Origin of the sequence: Paenarthrobacter sp. NPDC058040 (genome assembly GCF_042885775.1) — a bacterium.
Taxonomy (GTDB): Bacteria; Actinomycetota; Actinomycetes; order Actinomycetales; family Micrococcaceae; genus Arthrobacter.
This window is the reverse complement of record NZ_JBHVRN010000004.1, coordinates 63,194-82,656: the sequence shown is the minus strand read 5'-3', so window position 1 is coordinate 82,656 and position 19,463 is coordinate 63,194. Positions and strand designations below refer to the sequence as shown.

The following is a 19,463-nucleotide window of genomic DNA, read 5'->3' as shown; positions in this document are numbered from 1 at the left end:
GGGCCGGGCACCCGGTGAACCTGGCAGGCCGTGGCGAGTGCCGCCGTCGGGCGCGTGCCTGAAAGGTGAGCAGCCGCCGTCGGGGGCGTGCCTGCCCTGGCGAGAGTGCCGCCGTCGTGCTCTTGCCGCGGTCAGCTCTCTGTCTTCTGGTCGTCGGGGTCAGGAGCCTCGGCTTTTTGCTTGGCCTCCTCCAGGTGCTGGTCCAGCTTCCGCTCGGCCTCGCGCCGGCGCTGGCCGACTGTGCGCATTTGCTGGGTGGTGGGCGAAGCGGCGTCGGTATCCTGCCACTGCCGGTTGTCCCCTGAGGCTGCGGCCTTCTCATTGTGGTCTTGGCCCATAGGAAAATCGTCCCATTCATGGCGGCGATGCGATACCCGTGGGTCTTGGGCGGCGGATGGGTGGCGCGTCGTCCGCCGGTAGCGTGGGCCCTGGATGCGCGATTCCACCGATGCCCCAACAGATCGTTGTCCGCACCGGGTTTACCAGACGTTCCACCACTGACACGTTCCACGTAAGGTGCTGACATGTGCCGACTCTTTGGCCTCCATGCGGGTTCCGCTCCGGTGCGGGCGACGTTCTGGCTCCTGGACGCGCCGGACAGCCTGTCCGTCCAGAGCAGGCGGGAACCGGACGGTGCCGGGATAGGGATCTTCGAGCCTGACGGCCAGCCAAAAGTCGCCAAACGACCCCTCGCGGCCTGGGAGGACCACGAGTTCGCCCGCGACGCCCGGGTGCTCAAGAGCACCACGTTCCTTGCCCACGTCCGCTACGCCAGCACGGGAGCACTCACAGCAGTCAACACGCACCCGTTCGAGCAGGACGGACGGCTGTTTGCCCACAATGGTGCGTTTTCCGGCCTGGAGGCGCTCGACGTTCGACTGCGCTCGCTGGGGATCATGGACCTGGTGCATGGCCAGACCGACAGTGAACGGCTCTTCGCACTCATCACCGCGGAAGTACGGCAACTCGGCGGCGACGTTCCGGCCGGAATAGCCCGCGCAGTCAGCTGGATCGCGGCGGAACTGCCGGTGTTCAGCCTCAACTTCCTCCTGACCACGGCAACGGACATTTGGGCCTTGCGATACCCGGCGACGCACGAGCTTTACACACTCCGCCGGGACCCCGTCGCACCGGCTCCCGCGGCTCCCTTGGACGCCCGAAGCAAACGGATCCATTCGCGAAGCACGGAACTCGCCCGCTCGCCCCATGTCCTCTTCGCAACTGAACCGATGGATCGCAACCCCGGCTGGCGGCCCCTGGAATCAGGCGAATTGGTGCACGTTGGGCCCGACCTCACGGTGACGTCCACCTTTCCGTTCCCGGAACTTCCGGCGCATCAGCTCACGCTCGCGGACCTCGATGCGACAGCTGCGGAGTCACAACGTCCTTGAGGTTTTCCACATAGGGCTTGTGGGCTGGTTACGGGCATCGAGGGTGGTGTCAGGGTTGGTTTATGGGAGTCAGCGGGAAGGTTTCAGGGTCACGGACGGATGCGTCCGGGCCTGTGCCTGCCGCGGGTCCGCGGATCGATTCGGGAATCGTTCCGGGGACGACGACGGCGGGTGCCGGTTCCGGGGAGCCGTCGCGGTCCGCTGGGCTGCTGCTGGACGTGGACGCGGTGCAGGAAACCCTCCCCGGTACACACACTCCCGGCGCGGCATCGAATGAGACGGCCGCCCACGCCCTGGGGAACGACGCCGGTCCCCGTCGTCACGGCGCCTCTGGAACCACCAGCGGCCACCTCAACGAGGAAATTGAATCGGCCCTGGAAGACGCCGCTGTAGTGCTGGGGGCCTTGCGGCACGCCTCGGCTCCGGCAGCCCGGATGTTCAATATCTGGGATGCGGCGGATTTCGCCGGTCGGGTCGAGGAACTCTCCCGGGGCCTTGAATACCTCCAAATCGTCGCCGCGCACGCCGTCGAACGGACCCGCGAGGAAGCCAAACACGCCGCACCCTCCCGGGCCAAGGACTCCCGGGCCGAGGACTCCGGGGCCGACGCGGCCGCAACATGGCGGACAGGCTGGACCGAAACCGGGCCGATAGAAAACGAGCCGACAGGAAACACCACAGCAGCCCGCCCGGCCTCAGTCCTTGATGACGGATTCCGCGACGCCGCCCAGTTCCTCCGCGCCCGGCTCCGGATCGGCATCCGCGAAGCACGACGCCGCATCGCCCAAGCCACCACCCTGCTGCCCGGCACCACCCTCACCGGAGAACCCACACCCCCACGCTACGAACACCTCGCCACCGCACTCGCCACCACCATGGTGCCCTCCCCCTCAGCAACCATCATCACCACCGCCCTGGACCGCGCCGCCCTCATCGCCCACCCCCACACCCTCACCGCCATGGAACACGCCCTCACCCACGCCGCCACCGAAACCGACCCCGACTTCATCACCAAACTGGCCCGCCGCTGGAACGACCGCATCGACCACGACGGACCCGAACCCACCGAAGAAGAACTCCGCACCCTCCAAGGCGCCTTCATCCGCAAACCCCGACGCGGACTCCACCACATCGAAATCTTCGCCACCGACGAACAATACGAAACCCTCACCACCCTCATGAACACCGCCACCAACCCCCGCCTCACCACCAACCCAGACGCAACACAGAGCACCATCTGGATCCCCGAACTGGACCGCCGCTCCCGGGCCCAGAAACTCCTCGACGGCCTCGTCGGCGGCTGCGCACTGGCCCTCAAAACAGGCAAACTCCCCGCCAACGGCGGCCTCAAACCACAGCTCACCGTCACCATCAGCGCCCAAGACCTCTACACCACACTCCAACCCCCAGGCACCAACCCAGGCACAGGAACCAGCCAAACACCCACCACGCCACCCCTGAGCACCGGAACCGGCACCTTCACCGGCCCCATCCACCCCGAAACCATCCGCAAAATCGCCTGCGACGCCGACATCCTGCCCGTCCTGCTCGGCACCGACGGACAAATCCTCGACATCGGCCGCACCAGCCGGATCTTCCCACCCCACATCCGCAAAGCCCTCAACGCCCGCGACCAAGGCTGCACCTTCCCCGACTGCACCATGCCCGCACCCTGGTGCGAAGCCCATCACATCACCTACTGGTCACAAGGCGGACCCACCAGCACCAACAACGCCGCCCTCCTCTGCTCACACCACCACCACCTCATCCACAAAGAACAATGGAAAATCACCATCCACAACGGCACCCCCTGGTACACCCCACCCCCACACATCGACCCCACCCAAACACCCAGAAAAAACCACCACCACACACCACACCAACCCCAAGCACCCGCCTGACCCGGCGCTCATGGGATTGAGCCTGGCCCGGCCACGTCCGGGAACACACCAGCCCGGCCGGCCCTGGACCAATCGGCCAACCTGCCAACGTGCCAACCTGCCAACGTGCCAACCAACGAAAGAAGCGCCCGCCAGCGGGTTACCGCCGTCGGACGCTTCCAAGCAACCACTCCGCCAATCAAGAAAGAGGAGCAGCCATGAACACAACCACTTTCCCTACCGGGACGTCGGCCACCCGGTGTAGGACTCCGCCAGGTAGGCCTTCGCGTGCTCGGACGACACAACAGAATGAAGTTCGCCAAGTTGGCGGGCCCGGTCGAAGTCGTCGGCGCCGGGCACGGTGTGCAGCATGGAGGTCATCCAATAGGAAAAGTGCTGAGCCTTCCAGACCCGGTCCAGCGCGCGGTCGCTGTACGAGTCCAGCAGAAGGGTGGACCCGGTGGAGTAGAAAGAGTCCAGGCCTTCAAAGAGCACCTTGACGTCGTGGACGGCCAGGTTGAGTCCCTTGGCTCCAGTCGGCGGGACGGTGTGCGCGGCGTCGCCGGCCAGGAAGAGGTTTCCGTGGCGCATCGGAGTGTGCACGAAGCTTCGGAACGGGAGCACCATCTTTTCCAGGACGGGACCTTCCTTGAGCTCAAACCCGTTACCATTGACGCGCTTGCGGAACTCGGACCAGATGCGCTCGTCGTCCCACTCGGCCACGTTTTCCTTGGGATCGCACTGGAAGTACATCCGCTGTACGGTTTCGGTGCGCTGTGAGATCAGGGCAAAGCCGTGCTCTGAGTTGGCGTAGATGAGCTCGTCGGCACTGTGCGGGGCCTCTGCCAGGATTCCGAACCAGGCAAACGGGTACTCGTGGAAGAACCACTTGCGGTGGGCTTCGGGGATCTGGAAGCGGCAGTGGCTGCGTGACCCGTCGGCTCCGACCAGGAAGTCGGCCGTAATCTCGAACTCCTGGCCATCAGCGTCGGTGAACCAGACCTTGGGTTTGCCTTCGAGGTCGTGAACCGTGGTGTCGGTGACCTCGTAGCGGACGTCGCCGCCGTCGGCTTCGCGTCGCGCCGCGAGGTCCATGAAGACATCCGTCTGCGGGTAGAGCCATACGGACTCACCAACGAGTTCCTTGAAGTTGATGCGGTGGCTTTCTCCGTTGAAGCGGAGCTCGATGCCGTCGTGGCGGTCGCCTTCACGCAGCACCCGGTCGGAGACACCCGAATCGACCAGGAGGTTCACCGTACCGTGCTCGAGGATGCCGGCGCGGACGGTTTCCTGGATGGCCTGGCGGCTGCGGATCTCCACCACCACGGACTCGATCCCTTGCTTCGCGAGCAGGTGGGACAACATGAGCCCGGCGGGGCCGGCGCCCATAATGGCCACTTGGGTGCTAATGGGTGTGCGTGCCATGGTTTTCCTCGCTTCGTTGCGGTCCCGCAGGGTTCGGGATGAGTCTCGACCCAGTGTGACCCGGTGCAAGTGACTGGCGTTACAGCAATTCCATTCAACGGAAGGAGCGACTCAATCCGAGAGTTGCCGGCCTATTCCCCGCGCGGCTGTCTGTAGGGCCGGGACGAGCGCCTGGAGGCGCATCTCCGCAAGGGGAACCACCACGCCAAGCGCCGCTACGGTGCGCCTCTTCGCATTGGCCACCGGAACGGCGATGCCCCACGTATCAGGATCCACCACGCCCGCGAGTTGCGCATAGCCCTGCTGCGCGGATTCGGCCAGCAGGTGGCGTACGATGTCGACGCTCACTTTTCCGGCGGGGTCCCGGAACTGCTGAAGGTACTCCCCCTGCAGCTCGCGGGGCTGGTGGGACATGAGGGCCAACCCTGCCGATGAAATATGCACGGGCATGCGCCCGGCGATTTGGGCCCGGTTGGCCACCGATCCCCTCCGCGAGAGCCTTTCCACGAAGAGCGCTTCCCACCCATCAAGGACAGCCAGGTTGACGTTCTGGTTGAGGACTTGCTGGATGTCTTCCATGAAGGGCATGGCCGCTTGTCGCAAGGCCAGGGTGGGTGAGTTCCTGTTCACGAGCTCCCACAGCCGTAACCCGAGCCGGACAGTTCCACCTGCCCCCAGGTCCAAGAGCCCGTGGTGCGCGAGTTGGCGAACCAACCGGTGCGCAGACGAAAGAGGCAGCCCTGCCCGCTCAGCCAATTCAGTCAGTTGAAGGGAGGTAACGCCCGCAGGGAACGCCTCGATGACCCGGACCACGCGGTCCACCACCGAATCACCGGATGCCGAATTGGCCATCATGAGCTCCTTTGCTGCGCCGACACCAACATCATCGTTCCATTCAATGGTAGAACGTGTGCCCGGTTACAAGGAGCGGTGATACAAATCTCATACCAACCGACCGTTCTGATGGTCGGGTTCCATCCAAGAAGTACCGAGGACGCTATGCCAACGATGTCATCTTCCCAACGCTCGCAATGGCCTGTGTGGCTTTGCTGGCTCGCCATGGTCCTTGACGGCTTTGACCTCGTGGTCCTCGGCACCGTCATCCCGACCCTCATCAAGACCGGAGATCTGGGGTTCGACGCCGTCGGAGCTACGTTCGCGGCGACAATCTCCCTGGTTGGCGTGGGCCTCGGTGCGCTCTTCATTGCACCGCTCTCCGACAAACTCGGCCGGCGCAAATTGCTGATCGCTTGCGTGGCCGGGTTCTCGATCTTCACCATTGCCGTGGCTTTCGCGCCGAACGTGGCCGTGTTCTCGGCCTTCCGGCTGCTGGCCGGGCTGGGCCTCGGCGCATGCCTGCCCGCCGCCTTGGCCTACATGAACGACTACGCCCCCGCCGGTTCGGCAGGAAAGTCCACCACCCGCACCATGACCGGTTACCACGTGGGTGCTGTCGCAACATCCTCATTGGCACTCTTGATCATCCCCAACTGGCGGCTTATGTTCATCATCGGCGGCGTTGCAGGACTGGCGCTCTTGCCCTTCCTTTGGGCCAAGCTTCCCGAGTCCCTGCCCGTGGCAGCCCCGGCGAAGGTGGGCAGCGCCGCAGAGCCGGCCGCCGCCGTCGTACGCAATACGGAAGCCGCACCGAAGACCGGGTTCCGCGACCTGCTCCAGAAGCCGTATCCGCTGGTGGCCGTGGGAATTGGCGTGGCGTCGTTCATGGGCCTGCTGCTGGTGTACGGACTGAACACCTGGCTTCCCCAGATCATGGCCGCGGCCGGTTACACCGTGAGCACCGGATTGACATTGCTGCTGGTTCTCAATGTCGGCGCGGTGGCCGGGCTGGTGCTCGCCGGAATACTGGCCGACCGGCACGGAACAAAGAAGATCGTGCTGCTGTGGTTCGGCTTGTCCGCCGTGTTCCTTGCCCTGCTCAGCGTGAAGATCCAGAGCGAATTCCTGCTCAACGCCGCCGTGTTCGTCACCGGCGTCTTCGTCTTCAGCTCGCAGGTGCTGGTTTATGCGTGGGTCAGCCAACTGTTCCCGGCCAACCTCCGCGGCACCGCCCTGGGCTTTGCTGCCGGAGTAGGCCGCTTGGGTGCGATCCTGGGCCCTGCCGTGACGGGAACGTTGGTAGCGGCGAACATCGTGTACCCCGCAGGCTTCTACGTATTCGCCGCCGCCGGAGTGCTTGCCGTCGCCGCGCTGACCTTGGTGCCGCACAAAATCCAGGCCAACGAAGCAACCGTGCCGGCGGGAGAACGGTAACCGCCGGCACGGAGACTGACAGGCCCCGCGAACCAATTCCCAGAGAGGTTCACGGGGCCTGTGGCTTTTACAGGTCGCAGTCCAAAGATTCCCGACCGAGGGTTTCCCGGGCCCGTCCCAGCAACTGGGGCCGGGCGGCGACGCAGCGCTCTGTGTACTGCTGGAGCGCGGGAAGGGCTTGGACGGCGTAGTCGATGTGGTCTTCCCGGATCATGTGCTCCATGGCCCGGCATTGGTTTTCAGTCTCGCGCGCTCCCACCATGGCCGAGGAGATCTTGAGGCTTAGGACGGCTTCCATGCTGGCGTCGGCATCGTTTTCAACCAGGCCCCGCGAGATCCGCAGGATACGGCTCGGCAACATCGTCAGGTAGGTGGACAGCAGCCGCAGTACTGGCTTGGAGTCGCCCAGTTCTTCGGCGAGGGCCCGCAATGTGCGGACTTCCAGGGATGGAAGTTCGAGCGCGGGGCCAGCCGTGACGTGGGCTTCGTTGCCGGGCCCGTCAGGACTTTCGGGGGCAGGGGCCGTGCGGCCCGTCGGGTCACTCACCGCTGACCGCCTGCACTGCTGCCGTCTCCTGGGAGGAAGCCTTGGCAGGATCCTTGCTCCAGATGGACGCGAGCATTCCGATGACCAAGATGGCCGGAGCACCGTACATCAGGACGTTGAGGACGATCGGTTCGCGCAGGGCACGGATCGCATTGCCCACGTAGGGGATGGTGGCAACTTGCTTGTCCACAGTCTGGCCCTGCAGCGTGGCGATCCAGGGGTCGATCCCATTGTTCGCGTCACCCTTGGTCTGAACAGCCACGCCGCCATCAGCGGTAGTGGTGATCTCGGTGATGCGGTGGGTCTCCACCCGCTGGTCCTCCACGGGGATGTGGTAGGTGATGATGTCGCCCACCCTGATGTCCTTGACCGGTGTCGGAACGGTTACGACGACGTCACCGGGGTTGATCAGCGGAGCCATCGAGCCCGTGAGCATGGTGGACGTCTGGTAGCCGAGCAGGCGCGGTCCGATCGCGAGGAAGACAAAAGCCAGGGCAGCGAGGACCAGCATGCCGGCGCCGATGATCTTGAACGTCCTGCCCGCGATGCGGCGAGCCGCACCCGGCGTCGCGGCTGCGTCCGTGGAAACCACGACGGCGGCTGGTGACATCGCTGCCGCTGGCTTGAGTACCGCTGCGGGCTGCTTCACAGCGGTGGCCTTGAGGGAGCCGGACTCGGCGGACTGGGCCGGCTTGGCGGCGGAACGCCGGCCATGCAGGGCGGGGGTGTTGATGCTGGTCAGTGCGCTCATGATCCGTGCGTTCCTTCCGCGGTGTTGTTCAACGTCTGGTTAAGAGTCTGGGTGGCCCGGCTCAGGCTTTCCTGCTGGAAATCCTCAAGTCTGGCTCAGGATTATCCGGCGGGCCTGATCAGGAAGGGGGGAAGCCTGACCAGGCCCGTCGGGGTCTGTGGAACCGGAGGCCCGGCCGGAAGGGCAAACAGGCCGGACCTCCGGAGTCGGGTTGCCCGAAATCGCCAGGTGCTACTTGACGGTTTCGGTGCGCTGGGTGCCGGTGAAGGAGAAGGCGATGGTGGAGGTGGCGCCTTGGAAGGTGTTGTCCGCGGTGGTCGGGAATGCGGTGGTGACCTTGAGGTTGTCGGTCTTGGCCGAGGTCAGGGAGGTCAGGTTGTTCAGGACCTTGTTCGCGGTGATCACCGGGGCCGAGGCCAGCACGGTGGTCTTGGTCCCGCCGCACGTGAACGGGGCTGCGGCACCGGTCCACGGAACCGAGCAGTTCTCGATGGTCAACTGCAAACCATTGACGGTATCGGTGGTCAACAGCGAGCCGGTGGCGCCAGCGGAGGTGGTCAGGGTGACGTTGTTCAGGTCCGAGTTGCCCGTGTTGGAGAGCGTGACGAGCTTTTCCACCTTGTCACCGGGCAACAGGCCCGCGACCGGGACGTTCAGGGTGTTCGAAGCCCCGGTACCCAGGGCGATGGTGACCGTCCCGGCGGTCACGGCCTGGGAAGCGGAGGTGGAGGAGGTGAACGCACCGTAGGTGCCCATCCCGGCGACGGCGGCCGCGGTGCCTACCAGGGCAACGGAAGCGAGGATCTTGCCGGAAGTGGTCTTGAGGCTGATGGCCATGTGAATCAGTGTCCTTTCAAAGTGGCCACCGTTTCCCCGGACGGCCGTTCTCTTGTTTCCAGCCTTTCCGGCTGACAAGAAATACTCTGACGGCCACACCTCAAGAACCCATCCTGCAATCCATCAACTGTTCCTCAGGAAACCCTCAAGAGATCAGGGCCACTCGCGAGGTTCCGTGTCAGTGCGGCAGCAGCCCGAGTACGGGCAAGACGGCCGCCGTCGAAACGGCCATTGCCGCCGTATTGCCGATCACGGGATGGAAGCCGGCCGGTAGCCTCGCCGAGATGTAGCGGGCAACCGGCGGCGTCAGGAGCGCTCCGAGGAAGGCGCCACCGAGGATCGCAGTCCAGGACCCACCGAACGCCAGCACTGCCGCCGGAGCCACGGAAACCACCGGCGCATAAGTCGCTGCCCAGCCGTCGTTCCGGAACCAGCACCGCCACAGCACCACGCCGGCAGCTGACGCGAGCGCTTGGGCAAAAAGGATGTGCGGCAGCAACCCGGACCCGTAGGCGGGCAGCCCAGGATTCAACACAAACGCCGTTGCCACCCCAAGGATCACGCCTACGCTGGCGAGTTCGTTGGCGACGAAGAACGTTTCCGTGAAGTCCTTGAGGACGCGGCCCGCCGCCCACACCGCGTCACCGCGGAAGGACCAGCGTGGGGAGACGAACGACGCCGGCTGGTTGGGTCTTCCGGAGGGTTCCGGTTCCGGTGTCGCGGGTTCGCGGAGCGTCGGGATGGGAGTCGACACGCCACCGCCCGACACGCCACCGCCCACCAACCAGGGCAGCCTCCGGATGATCATGAACGAGACCACTGTGCCAAGAGACATGGCCAGCACATTGGCCACGACGGACGGCAAACCCAGCGGCTCCGAAACCATTGGGATCAAGAGCAAAGCGAGCGGCGTAGTGGTTGCCGCTCCCAGCACCGCGCCGGATACGCACGTCTTCCAGCCGCCGCCGTGGACCAAAACCACGGCGGGCGCCACGCAAACGAAAGGGACGAACGTAGGCTGCCATCCGTCGTCGAGCATCCACCCGAAAGCCGCGTTGGAAAGCAAGAGGCTGCCGGAGGCGGACGCAAGGATCCATGGCCAGAGTCCAGTGCCGTAGCTCAATCCTCCCGCCCAGCGTTGGCGACGCCGGCCAGCCCACCACGCGAGTCCCGCACCACCGAGCAGCCCCATCGCAGCGAGTTCCGACTTGTAGAACAGCGGTTCGGCCATATCGCCAAGGAGCCACCGAACGGCAGCCAACGCCGAGCCGTCAACGGACTCAGGCCACCCCGCGAAGACTGGTCCACTACGGGGCGACTGTTGGGCAAGCACGTGGAGTCCGGCAGCGAAGACGCCGATGATGGCAGCCATTCCGAAGGCGCCAAGTGCCGTGCCTGCCGCGGAGCGTTCGAGCCGCCGCTTTGCCTTGGCCGGCCGGGCCGTGGTTGGTGCTGAGGTGAGCGTCATTGCTTGTCCCGGCGTCCGTGGGGGTGGTGTCACCGAGCAGCGTAACCGGGCGTCGAACCAGCGGCACAACGCCGTGGATTCCACCCGATTGTGACCGCAAACGGAAGGACCCCGACCTTCCTGCGATCCAGTCGCAGGTGGTCGGGGCCCTCCGGCATTCAGGTGCTTAGGCCCTCTTGCGGGTCAGCAGTCCCCAGATGATCAGCACGATCAGGGCGCCGCCGATGGCCAGCAGCCACGTGGACAGCGACCAGAACTGGTTGATGCCCACATTGAAGAGTGCGCTGCCGATCCAGCCACCCAGGATCGCGCCGACGATGCCGAGCAGCATCGTGGCGAGGATGCCGCCGCCCTGCTTGCCAGGCTTGATGGCCTTGGCGATGGCGCCGGCGATGAGGCCCAGGATGATCCAACCGAAGAATCCCATTTTTCTTCTTTCTCTAGTGCGGTGGCCCTTGTTGGTCGCCGGTCAGCGCCAACACGGGCCTTGATTTCATGCCCGCCAGCGGAGTCGCCGGAACATTCCGACAATCTGGCTGGCTGAGGGCCTGCCGGCAGGGTCGGGGTCTGTCATGGCGTGCAACACCATGGACCAGCGCCGCCGGACCGTGCCGGGAACCCGTGGTTCGCTCAATGTCCTCGCCACCATGGACTCGAGCGGGGGCCCCGGGAACGCCTTGGTGCCCGTGAGGCACTCAAGGGTCACCAGTCCCAGGGCGTAGATATCGCTTGCCGGGGTAGGCGTTTCGCCCCGGACAGCTTCGGGACTCATATAGTGGGGCGTCCCCGAAGACGAACTGCGCGGAGCGTGGCCCGGACTGATTGCGATGCCGAAGTCGGTCAGCATCGCCCGGCCCGGCCCCGCCGCTCCGGCAACCAGGATGTTCCCCGGCTTCACGTCATTATGCACAATGCCTCGGCGATGGACGTAGGCGAGCGCCCTGGCAACATCGCTCATCCAAGCGACGGTCAGGAGCGGGCCGGCGGGAGCCTCGCGAAGGACCGACCGCAGGTCCCGGCCGTCCACCAGATCCATCACCACAAAGTCCCGGACGCGCCCGTCCGCGGAAAGCCCGCCGGAACCCCGGAGCCGGACGATGTTCCGGTGCCGCAAGCGCCTGTGGATGTCCAGTTCCCGCTGGAAGGCAGTGGATGTGCCCGGCTGCGAGTAGAAGATACTGCCGTCTTGGGGCTCTGCCCCGCGGAAGATCTTGGCCGCGAGCAACGTACCGGTTCGCTCATCCCAGGCTTGGTGCACCTGGGCTTCCGATCCGCCGCCGAGCCAACGCCCCAGCCGATAGCGCCCGCCGAGCAGCAGGCTGTCGCCTGTGGCCCGAGCCGCCGCTTCCGAACCCATCGCTTCGTGATGCAGGTTCGACGGCGGTGTTCCCGCCCCAGCGGGGCCGGGAGGCGTGACGAGCGAGGTCACTGGAGGAGTGCCTCAACGTCGGCCGGAACAACTCCTACCGCCCGGGCCAGCGCATCGCGTTCGAGTCCGCTGTCAACGGCCTTTGTGAACGCCAACTGGAAAGTGTTCCTTGCGACGGCGAGTTCGTGTTCCAGGCTCTGCCAACGCTGTGCCGCTACCCAGACAGCACTGACTGGGTCCGTGGCATCGATGTCCATCCGGAATCCGCATCCGCAGGACCACTCCGGCCAGATCGGCTCAACAGAGGTCCACTGCATCGCGGCACTTCCCGGCCCCGAGGAGATCGCCATGCTGGAGCCACAGTGCGTGGGTCCGGCGACGGCTGATACGCCCTGGCAGACCTCTCCCTGGTGCACGTGACCAGTCCCGCGAAGCGGCTCATCCGCGGGAGCCGGCTCCCTCACTACGACAGTCATTGTCTCTCCCACACCTTGGTAAGTAGCTTGACTATCTAGTTATATGTGTACTTATCAATTCTGTCCAGTTGGGCCGTCATCTGGGTCAACATCCTCGATTGCTTCCCGGATGCGGCGCAGGAAATCAACCACAACCAGCGATTCGCCTCGACTCAAGGACGACGCCACCTCAAGCATCCGCCGGTGCATGCCGCTAAGCGTCTTACGGACCTCCTGGTCCGAACCCTCCGTGGGGCGCAGCACCAGGGCGCGCCTGTCCGTGGGGTGGGGTTCGCGAACAACGTAGCCCGACTTGACCAGCCGGTCCACCAGGCTGGTCATCGAAGCGGAAGTAATACCCAAGCGGGTCGCCAATTCCTTCGGCCCCACATCCCTGCCGACCCGCTCATTTTCCAGCAGATACCGCAACGCGAGAAGGTCGGTTTCACCCATCCCCATGGACGAGCCCGTGCGCCGCCGCATGGCTGCCTCGGCGCTGCGATAGTCCCGCAGCGCATTCAGGACGTCGACCGCAGCACTCTCCCGCCCGTACCAATACCCTTCCTTGACGACACTCGCAGTCATGAAAAATCCTTCGTTAGACGAGTAACTTGTTTGTCTAAGTTCTTTCATCATAGCGAGCGGTACGGAGTCGGCAACCTTCCAAACCGAGGCGGGACGTCCGGCGTCGTGCTTTGCAGTGCGCCAGACTGGCAGCGCCGCAACTTCGGCGGGGTCGCGCCTCAGCTGGGACGCACGCGGCGCCATGCGGCCGGCGCCACCACGACGGCGACGCCGACGGCGGCACCGATCACCGTCTCGACAATGCGGTCGCGAAGCAGCAGCCCGGGGTCGACGGGGGCCGCAAGCAAAGTCGCGAACAGGGCGAGCGGCGTCACGAAGACCTGCGCCACGAGGTACTGCCGCGCGATGAAAAGCTCGGCACCGAACTGGCAAGCAGCGATCACCAGGACCATGGCCCACGGGGCAGGATTGAGCCACAGGATGCCGGCCAGCAACACAAGGCCGATCACGGTGCCCGCGATTCTTTGGATGCCGCGGCTGACGCGGTGCCGGGTGGAGTGGCCTACGAGCGGAACCACGGCGGCGACCATCGCCCAATACGTGTGCCCGAAACCGAGCCGCTCGCCCACGAGCGTCGCAATGGTTCCGGCCAGCCCGGCGGCAACGAGGTACCCGCCGCCTTCCAGCCAGAATGCGCGCCGTTCCAGCGGCGTGTGCCGGATGCGCGGCGGGCGCTTCCACGGCGTGCGGTGGCTTTTGGCGACGCGGGCAGACATCCCGATCAGCAAGCACAACACTGTGGTCAGCACCGCCACCAACATCGCTTCCCAGAGTGGCGGCTGGGCGGCAATGGACGCGATCGCAGCGAAGGCGAAGATGTGAAAGAGCGAGCCACCCGGGCGCAGCCGCCACGCCGCAACAACCACGGAGCACAGGCCTGCGACCACGGTGGTCGCAGCAGTGAGGAACCAGGAATAGGCCGCCCCGTCGATACCGAGCGACTGGGCCACCCGCGCCGTCAACGTCGCGAGGAGGATCACCAGCAGCATGAAGCCGCCCGCCCGGAGCTGGCTGCGGAACCGGAGGCTGTGGGGCTCGTTCCGTCCGTAAATCCCCGTGAACGCGCCGAACGAGGCAAACACCGCAAGATCCAGGCGGCCCATGAGCAACAACGTAATCAATGGAACGAACACACCAACAGCGCAGCGGAGGGCAGGGTGGTGGTCCTTGTTTCCGGGACCCATCGTGAACATTTCCGCTACAGCCTTCAAGGGGCGGCTCGCCTTTCGTCGCAGGATCAAACGCACGACGGCGGCACTGGCGTCCGCTTCGAATATTACGCCCGCGTTGGCTGGCCACCCCGGGTTTATGGCCGGATAGTGCGCCTAATCACGGGTGTTTGGGTGCAGCCGAAACAGTGGATTCAGTCCTTCAGTGCCGCCGCGAGGAGGCGATCGAAGCTCGCGGTTCGCAGCAAGCTTCTCGCAGGAGCAAGCCGTGAGCTCGGCAAGCACAGATCATGGGCCCGGAGCTTGTGTACAGGTCCCGTCCGAGGAAGGGCAACCAGGGTGGGTCGCCTGGACACAAGCTCCGGAGTCTAGAATCGGGAGGCGGTGCCGGCAACCGGGGTGGTAGCCAACGGGTTGCCTGCGATGTCGGTGAGTACGGAGACTGGGGTGAGCGTGGCCGCAGCAGCTGCAAACGGTCCCGTGTTGGCCGAGCCGGAACTGGCGCCCAACGTGACGGTCAGTGTCTTCGCCGTCGGGTTCCAGACGAGGCTCGAGGCATTGCCGCCGCTGCCGTTGCCACTGAACGTCATGGCCGTCGACGCGTAGTCGGCACCAAGAGCGACGCTCCCCAGATTAAGAGTGCAGACGCTGCTCGTCACCGTGAGGACGTCGCCGGCACTGACGCTCACGGTCACCTGGCCGTTGCCGTTGATTGTCTGGTTGCCCGTGTTGCTGGTCCACGAACTGCACAGGGTGCTGGCGTTCAGGGCCTCGGAGAACGTAATCGTCATCGAGTCGCCCTTCTCGATCTTGCCCGCGACGCCACCGGAACCGTTGGCCAACTGGACATTGCTGACTGTTGGAGCCGTGGAATCCTTCGAGGACGACGCTGTTCCCGCGACACTCGTGTTGCCCGCAGCATCGGTGGCCTTGGCCGAATAGTTGATGGTTCCGTCGGTGAACGCACGCAGATCCAACGCTGCCGCCGTCCAGTTGCCTGAGCCGTTGACGGTCACTGTTTGGATGATCGGCTGGGCACCGGTCCCACTTACCGTCAGGGCCAGCGACGACCCAGCCTCAGCCGTTCCGCTCACCGGAACACTGGCAACGTTTGCGGAGTTCACGACGGCGGGTGCCGTCACCTTGGGCGCGTCGGGCGGAGTGGTGTCCGTGATGGGGGTTGTTCCTGCGCTCCGGAGGCTTTCCGTGCCCTGCCACAAAGACAGCAGTGGAGTGACCGTGTAGTACCAGGTTCCGGCGGGAGCATTGCTTTCCACGCAGCTCAAGGCCGTCAGGGTTCCTGAGCACGCGCCCGTCGCCGCCACCCGGGTACCCCCGGTCGCGGAGGCGTACCGCGCAATGCTGTAGCCGGTCACGGACCTGCCTGCCGCCGTCGTACTTGCCGCCCAGGTGACCGTCACGTTGGCGCCGGAGACGCTGGTGGTTGGCTTGGCGCCTTGGGCCACCGCGTCTGCCTTGGCTGCAGCTCCGTTGCTGCTGACCGAGCTCCAGAAGGCACTGGCAGCGGGACCGCCCCAGGACACCAGCAGAATGCCCAGCACAACCACAACCAAGCGATTCCAACGGCCCATGCTCACTCCCGTTGCCTGAAGATGCTTGCTCACTTCCGTACCTCCAGCGTGACGGGGACGGTGAAAATAGCGCCTTGGCAAGCGGAAACCGATGCCGCGCTCATACTCGCCGCGCCTTGGAGCGTCAGCAGGATGGAGGTGTTGGCCGGGATGGTCACGGGCTGGCCGGTCCCGGGCTGGACCAAGGGCGCGGCGGGCGGCGTGAAACTGACGCCGGTGGTGGTGCAGCCGGAGTGTCCGGCGTCGGCGGTCACGGCCCCGTTGCCGGTCACGCCGTACACGGTCACGGCGTGCGGGTTGGGGTTGGTGGCGCGGAGGACGACGTCGGCCGTCCCGCCGGGTACGAGGCTTGTTTGCGGGGTGTCTCCGGCAACAAGGGCATCGACGGTCACCGTCTGCATGCTGCCGTTGGCTGACGTGCCGCCACCCAGGCCGGTAGCCGTCCAGTAGGCGTATGCGGATCCGACGCCGCCCAGGATGCTCAGCGCAACCGTGGCAGCCGCGGTACGCGCGAACCTGCCGGGTTGCGTGGGCCGGACGTTCTGCGAACGGAGGACGTGGCGTGTGGTGTTCATGTCAGTTTCCCTGTCCCATGCCGGAGTAGCTGAGTTGGAGGGTGGCGCCCTTGCAACCGTCCTGCAGCAAGAGGGTGTCCAGCATCTTCACCTGCGGCCACTTGCTCTGCGGAACTCCGAGCCCGGACAGCGAGCTGTTTCCCGCCGGGACTGTCAGCGGGCTGGTTCCACTGAACTGGGTCAGCGCATAGTCGTCCGTGGTGCACGGCAGCTTCGCCGCTACCGCCGCGGGAGTGCGGACCACTTGACTAATCGCGACCGACAGATTGGTCACCGTGATGCTCTTTCCGAGGGTGTTGGAGATCTGGAGGTCCAAGGGCCTGGTCACTCCGGGCGCAAGCTGCCCGGCCACAGTGCCCGTGACGCCGAACGTCCGCTTGACTTCCTGGACCTGCAACTGCGCTTGCGCCGTCGTCTGGACGCCGGCGCCGCTCCCTGTGATGGTGAAGTCGACCTTCCCGGCCGGTGTTGCTGGGGCGGTGTTGACCGTCAAGGTCACCTGCGCCGTTCCGCCGGACGTGAGATTGACGGACGACGGCGACAACGCGGCCGTCGCTCCCGACGGCAGCCCCGCGATGGCGAACGTCACCGGACCGGTGAAGCCGCCGGTGGATGTCGCGGCGACGGTGTAGCTCGTGGACAACCCCTGCTCGACACTGCGGCTCGACGGCGACAACGTCACCGTGATGCCTTTGGCCACCTTGGTGGAGCTCCCTTGCCCTGCCATCGATGCGCCGCTCGCGCCGAGGACCACGGTCGGGACCAAGGCCACCAGCAGGGTAAACATCAGTGCACGGAGCCGCGCCTGCCGCTTTGGCAGTGCGGGGCGTTCAGGCTGCTGTTCCATGGAAGCTCTTTTCGAACGGATGCGGCGGGGCATGGAAACGCCGGCCGGGGCTGCTCTGTCTCAGGGCAGCCCCGGCCGTCGCGCGCTACTTGCTGGTGACGTTGACGGTCACGTTGGCGGACTTGCAGGCGTCTTGGTTGACGGTGCTGCTGTCGTTGAACTTGAGGACACCGCTACCCACGGACGTGCCGGTGGAGTTGGCTGCCACGTTGGTGTTCGACGTTACGGCCGTGACCTCGAACCAGGCCGGGAGGCACGCAGGAACGTCAGTGGCAACGCTGGCGGTCAGATCACCCACCACCGTGCTGGACGTGGTGGAGTTGTCAGCCGTGTAGGCAACGTTGACCTGGTTGCCCGGTGCGAGGCCACCGGCAAACGTGGCGTGCAGGGTCACGGTTCCGCCGCCGGTCGAGTTCGTGGCTGAGCCGTTGCCGGAACCAGTGGTGGTCCAGTAGGCGTAGGCGGCGCCGCCACCGACGGCGACGAGTGCCACACCTGCGACGGCAGCAGTGATACGGCTCTTCTTGGAAAGCTTGCGCATGATAAGGCTCCTTGGTTGATTCACGGTCCAGGGAGCCGCGTCGCAACCCCCAGCATCCGATCGTTGTTGTTCGGATGAAGCGATGCCCCCAATGTTTCAGCCAGTCCAAGGCCCGTGGCTACTCTCGGATGTACCCCACTTTTCCTCTCGAACAAGGGGTCGGAAATACTTCCATTCGGCAGGCAAGTACTCAGTTTTGGAGATTCCGACTACTTGGTTTCGTGTACCCCGCATGGCGATCCCGCGGTGCGCGGAGGTCCTCGTCGTGGAGCGTTACCCCGCACCAGCACAGGGGTTTGAGCCCTTGCACGGGTAGCCAGGAAGCGCCCTTTCCAAGCGATGGTCAGGATACTTTGCTTTGTACTCGAATTTTGGGGGTCTTGCTCTGGCCGCACTGGCCTTCCCGGGCGCACTGCGCGAACTTTGTGCCTGTCTTGAGCAAAAACTGCGCTGGCGTTCGAACGGAATCGTTGTGTGACACGGCCCTGCGCGGGGTTCGCGGTGCTGGAATACGACGGCGGTCCGCTCGCCTCGCGAGGTGACCGGACCGGCGTCGTGCTTCTTTGTTGTTGTTGCGCGCCAAATCCCGAGGGTGGCCCCTAGGCCGCGAGTACCTCGAGGGAGTTGAAGGAGTCCTCAACGCGGGCGGGGAGCATGTGGCGTCCTTCTAGCTGTGGGCAGCGAGGATGGTGGAGGCTTCTTGGCGGGTGGTGCCGGAGGACTCGATGTGGGCGAGGGCTTCGGGGATGTCCCAGCCCTTTTTGCGCATCGCGGTGGCCCAGAGCCGTCCGGCGCGGTAGGAGGACCGGACCAGGGGTCCGGACATGACGCCGAGGAAGCCGATCTCCTCGGCCTCGTGCTGGAGGTCCACGAACTCCTGGGGCTTGACCCACCGGTCCACGGGCAGGTGCCGTTCGGACGGGCGCAGGTACTGGGTGATCGTGATCAGGTCACACCCGGCAGCGTGCAGGTCACGCAAGGCTTCGGAGATTTCCTCGCGGGTCTCGCCCATGCCCAGGATCAGGTTGGATTTGGTCACCATGCCCAGGTCCCGGCCCTGGGTGATGACATCGAGGGAGCGTTCATACCGGAACGCGGGCCGGATCCGCTTGAAAATCCGGGGCACGGTCTCGACGTTGTGCGCGAACACCTCGGGCTTGGAGTCGCAGATCGCGGCGATGTGTTCGGGTTTGCCGGAGAAGTCCGGGATCAGCAGCTCCACCCCGGTGCCGGGGTTCAGTTCGTGGATCTTGCGGACCGTTTCGGCGTACAGCCACACGCCCTCGTCCTCGAGGTCGTCGCGGGCCACACCGGTCACGGTGGCGTAGCGCAACTGCATGGCCTGCACGGACCGGGCCACCTTGGTGGGTTCGAACCGGTCCAGCGGGGAGGGCTTGCCGGTATCGATCTGGCAGAAATCACACCGCCGGGTACATTCGGACCCGCCGATCAGGAACGTCGCTTCCTTGTCTTCCCAGCACTCGAAGATGTTCGGGCACCCGGCCTCCTCACACACCGTGTGCAGGCCTTCCTTCTTCACCAGGTTCTTCAACCCAACGAACTCAGGACCCATCTGGACCTTCGCCTTGATCCACTCAGGCTTACGCTCAACAGGGACAGCCGAATTGCGCTGCTCAATACGCAGCATCTTGCGGCCTTCAGGTGCCAGGGTCATGGGATTTCCTTCGTTCGTGGGTGTCAATTTAGTTCCGGGCGGTGGGTTGGGGGCAGACTTCCTGCGTTGCGGGGCCTGCTCTGCG

Annotated in this window: 20 protein-coding genes; 3 read left to right on the top strand and 17 right to left on the bottom strand. The window is 65.1% G+C overall.

Annotated features, from left to right (window positions below):
- Nucleotides 1-131: 131 nt before the first annotated feature.
- Nucleotides 132-338, bottom strand: coding sequence for a hypothetical protein (locus ACFVSJ_RS06610; RefSeq protein ID WP_387435326.1), 207 nt, complete (start codon nucleotides 336-338; stop codon nucleotides 132-134).
- A gap of 186 nt (nucleotides 339-524) precedes the next feature.
- Between ACFVSJ_RS06610 and ACFVSJ_RS06605 the strand changes: the two genes are divergently transcribed.
- On the top strand, nucleotides 525-1,391 hold the full coding sequence (locus ACFVSJ_RS06605) for a class II glutamine amidotransferase (RefSeq protein WP_387435324.1): 867 nt from the start codon (nucleotides 525-527) through the stop codon (nucleotides 1,389-1,391).
- Between the two features lie 62 nt (nucleotides 1,392-1,453).
- Nucleotides 1,454-3,292 carry a DUF222 domain-containing protein gene (locus ACFVSJ_RS06600; protein WP_387435323.1) on the top strand — a complete coding sequence of 613 codons (1,839 nt, stop codon included), beginning with the start codon at nucleotides 1,454-1,456 and terminating at the stop codon, nucleotides 3,290-3,292.
- Nucleotides 3,293-3,508: 216 nt separating this feature from the next.
- Here the strand turns inward: ACFVSJ_RS06600 and ACFVSJ_RS06595 are convergent, their stop codons facing one another.
- Nucleotides 3,509-4,696, bottom strand: coding sequence for a 4-hydroxybenzoate 3-monooxygenase (locus ACFVSJ_RS06595; RefSeq protein WP_387435321.1), 1,188 nt, complete (start codon nucleotides 4,694-4,696; stop codon nucleotides 3,509-3,511).
- Nucleotides 4,697-4,807: 111 nt separating this feature from the next.
- Nucleotides 4,808-5,548 (bottom strand): IclR family transcriptional regulator, encoded by a 741-nt coding sequence (locus ACFVSJ_RS06590; RefSeq protein ID WP_387435319.1) that lies wholly within the window; start codon nucleotides 5,546-5,548, stop codon nucleotides 4,808-4,810.
- Between the two features lie 147 nt (nucleotides 5,549-5,695).
- Here ACFVSJ_RS06590 and ACFVSJ_RS06585 point away from each other — a divergent pair, with 147 nt between their 5' ends.
- Nucleotides 5,696-6,967, top strand: coding sequence for an MFS transporter (locus tag ACFVSJ_RS06585; RefSeq protein ID WP_387435317.1), 1,272 nt, complete (start codon nucleotides 5,696-5,698; stop codon nucleotides 6,965-6,967).
- A 67-nt stretch (nucleotides 6,968-7,034) separates the two neighbouring features.
- On the opposite strand, the gene ACFVSJ_RS06580 is transcribed toward ACFVSJ_RS06585, so the two are convergent.
- From ACFVSJ_RS06580 to lipA, 14 genes are all read right to left on the bottom strand, one after another.
- Nucleotides 7,035-7,514, bottom strand: coding sequence for an Hpt domain-containing protein (locus ACFVSJ_RS06580; RefSeq protein WP_387435315.1), 480 nt, complete (start codon nucleotides 7,512-7,514; stop codon nucleotides 7,035-7,037).
- Nucleotides 7,507-8,124: a signal peptidase I gene (locus ACFVSJ_RS06575; RefSeq protein WP_387435678.1), complete on the bottom strand. Its 618-nt coding sequence runs from the start codon at nucleotides 8,122-8,124 to the stop codon at nucleotides 7,507-7,509. The genes ACFVSJ_RS06580 and ACFVSJ_RS06575 overlap by 8 nt, the downstream gene beginning before the upstream one ends.
- A 372-nt stretch (nucleotides 8,125-8,496) precedes the next feature.
- A complete protein-coding gene (locus ACFVSJ_RS06570; RefSeq protein ID WP_387435314.1) occupies nucleotides 8,497-9,102 on the bottom strand; it encodes a TasA family protein in 606 nt (201 codons plus the stop codon).
- A 178-nt stretch (nucleotides 9,103-9,280) separates the two neighbouring features.
- Complete coding sequence (locus tag ACFVSJ_RS06565) at nucleotides 9,281-10,570, bottom strand: hypothetical protein (RefSeq protein ID WP_387435313.1); 1,290 nt, start codon at nucleotides 10,568-10,570, stop codon at nucleotides 9,281-9,283.
- A 166-nt stretch (nucleotides 10,571-10,736) separates the two neighbouring features.
- Entirely contained in the window at nucleotides 10,737-10,997 is a 261-nt protein-coding gene (locus tag ACFVSJ_RS06560; RefSeq protein ID WP_387435312.1) for a GlsB/YeaQ/YmgE family stress response membrane protein, read from the bottom strand.
- 66 nt (nucleotides 10,998-11,063) lie between these two features.
- Nucleotides 11,064-11,999 carry a serine/threonine-protein kinase gene (locus tag ACFVSJ_RS06555; RefSeq protein ID WP_387435310.1) on the bottom strand — a complete coding sequence of 312 codons (936 nt, stop codon included), beginning with the start codon at nucleotides 11,997-11,999 and terminating at the stop codon, nucleotides 11,064-11,066.
- Nucleotides 11,996-12,415, bottom strand: coding sequence for a hypothetical protein (locus ACFVSJ_RS06550; RefSeq protein WP_387435309.1), 420 nt, complete (start codon nucleotides 12,413-12,415; stop codon nucleotides 11,996-11,998). Before ACFVSJ_RS06550 ends, ACFVSJ_RS06555 begins: the two co-directional genes overlap by 4 nt.
- Before the next feature lie 54 nt (nucleotides 12,416-12,469).
- The gene (locus ACFVSJ_RS06545) at nucleotides 12,470-12,979 is read right to left on the bottom strand and encodes a MarR family winged helix-turn-helix transcriptional regulator (protein ID WP_387435307.1); all 510 of its coding nucleotides are present in this window, start codon (nucleotides 12,977-12,979) and stop codon (nucleotides 12,470-12,472) included.
- Between the two features lie 158 nt (nucleotides 12,980-13,137).
- Nucleotides 13,138-14,190 (bottom strand): FUSC family protein, encoded by a 1,053-nt coding sequence (locus ACFVSJ_RS06540; RefSeq protein WP_387435305.1) that lies wholly within the window; start codon nucleotides 14,188-14,190, stop codon nucleotides 13,138-13,140.
- Nucleotides 14,191-14,516: 326 nt separating this feature from the next.
- Nucleotides 14,517-15,773: a hypothetical protein gene (locus tag ACFVSJ_RS06535; RefSeq protein WP_387435304.1), complete on the bottom strand. Its 1,257-nt coding sequence runs from the start codon at nucleotides 15,771-15,773 to the stop codon at nucleotides 14,517-14,519.
- Nucleotides 15,770-16,315: a hypothetical protein gene (locus ACFVSJ_RS06530; RefSeq protein ID WP_387435303.1), complete on the bottom strand. Its 546-nt coding sequence runs from the start codon at nucleotides 16,313-16,315 to the stop codon at nucleotides 15,770-15,772. The genes ACFVSJ_RS06535 and ACFVSJ_RS06530 overlap by 4 nt, the downstream gene beginning before the upstream one ends.
- Nucleotide 16,316: 1 nt before the next feature.
- Nucleotides 16,317-17,162, bottom strand: coding sequence for a hypothetical protein (locus tag ACFVSJ_RS06525; RefSeq protein ID WP_387435301.1), 846 nt, complete (start codon nucleotides 17,160-17,162; stop codon nucleotides 16,317-16,319).
- A gap of 85 nt (nucleotides 17,163-17,247) precedes the next feature.
- Complete coding sequence (locus ACFVSJ_RS06520; protein WP_387435299.1) at nucleotides 17,248-17,703, bottom strand: hypothetical protein; 456 nt, start codon at nucleotides 17,701-17,703, stop codon at nucleotides 17,248-17,250.
- 667 nt (nucleotides 17,704-18,370) lie between these two features.
- Nucleotides 18,371-19,378, bottom strand: a complete 1,008-nt coding sequence (lipA, locus tag ACFVSJ_RS06515; RefSeq protein WP_387435298.1) for a lipoyl synthase — start codon at nucleotides 19,376-19,378, stop codon at nucleotides 18,371-18,373.
- Nucleotides 19,379-19,463: the final 85 nt, after the last annotated feature.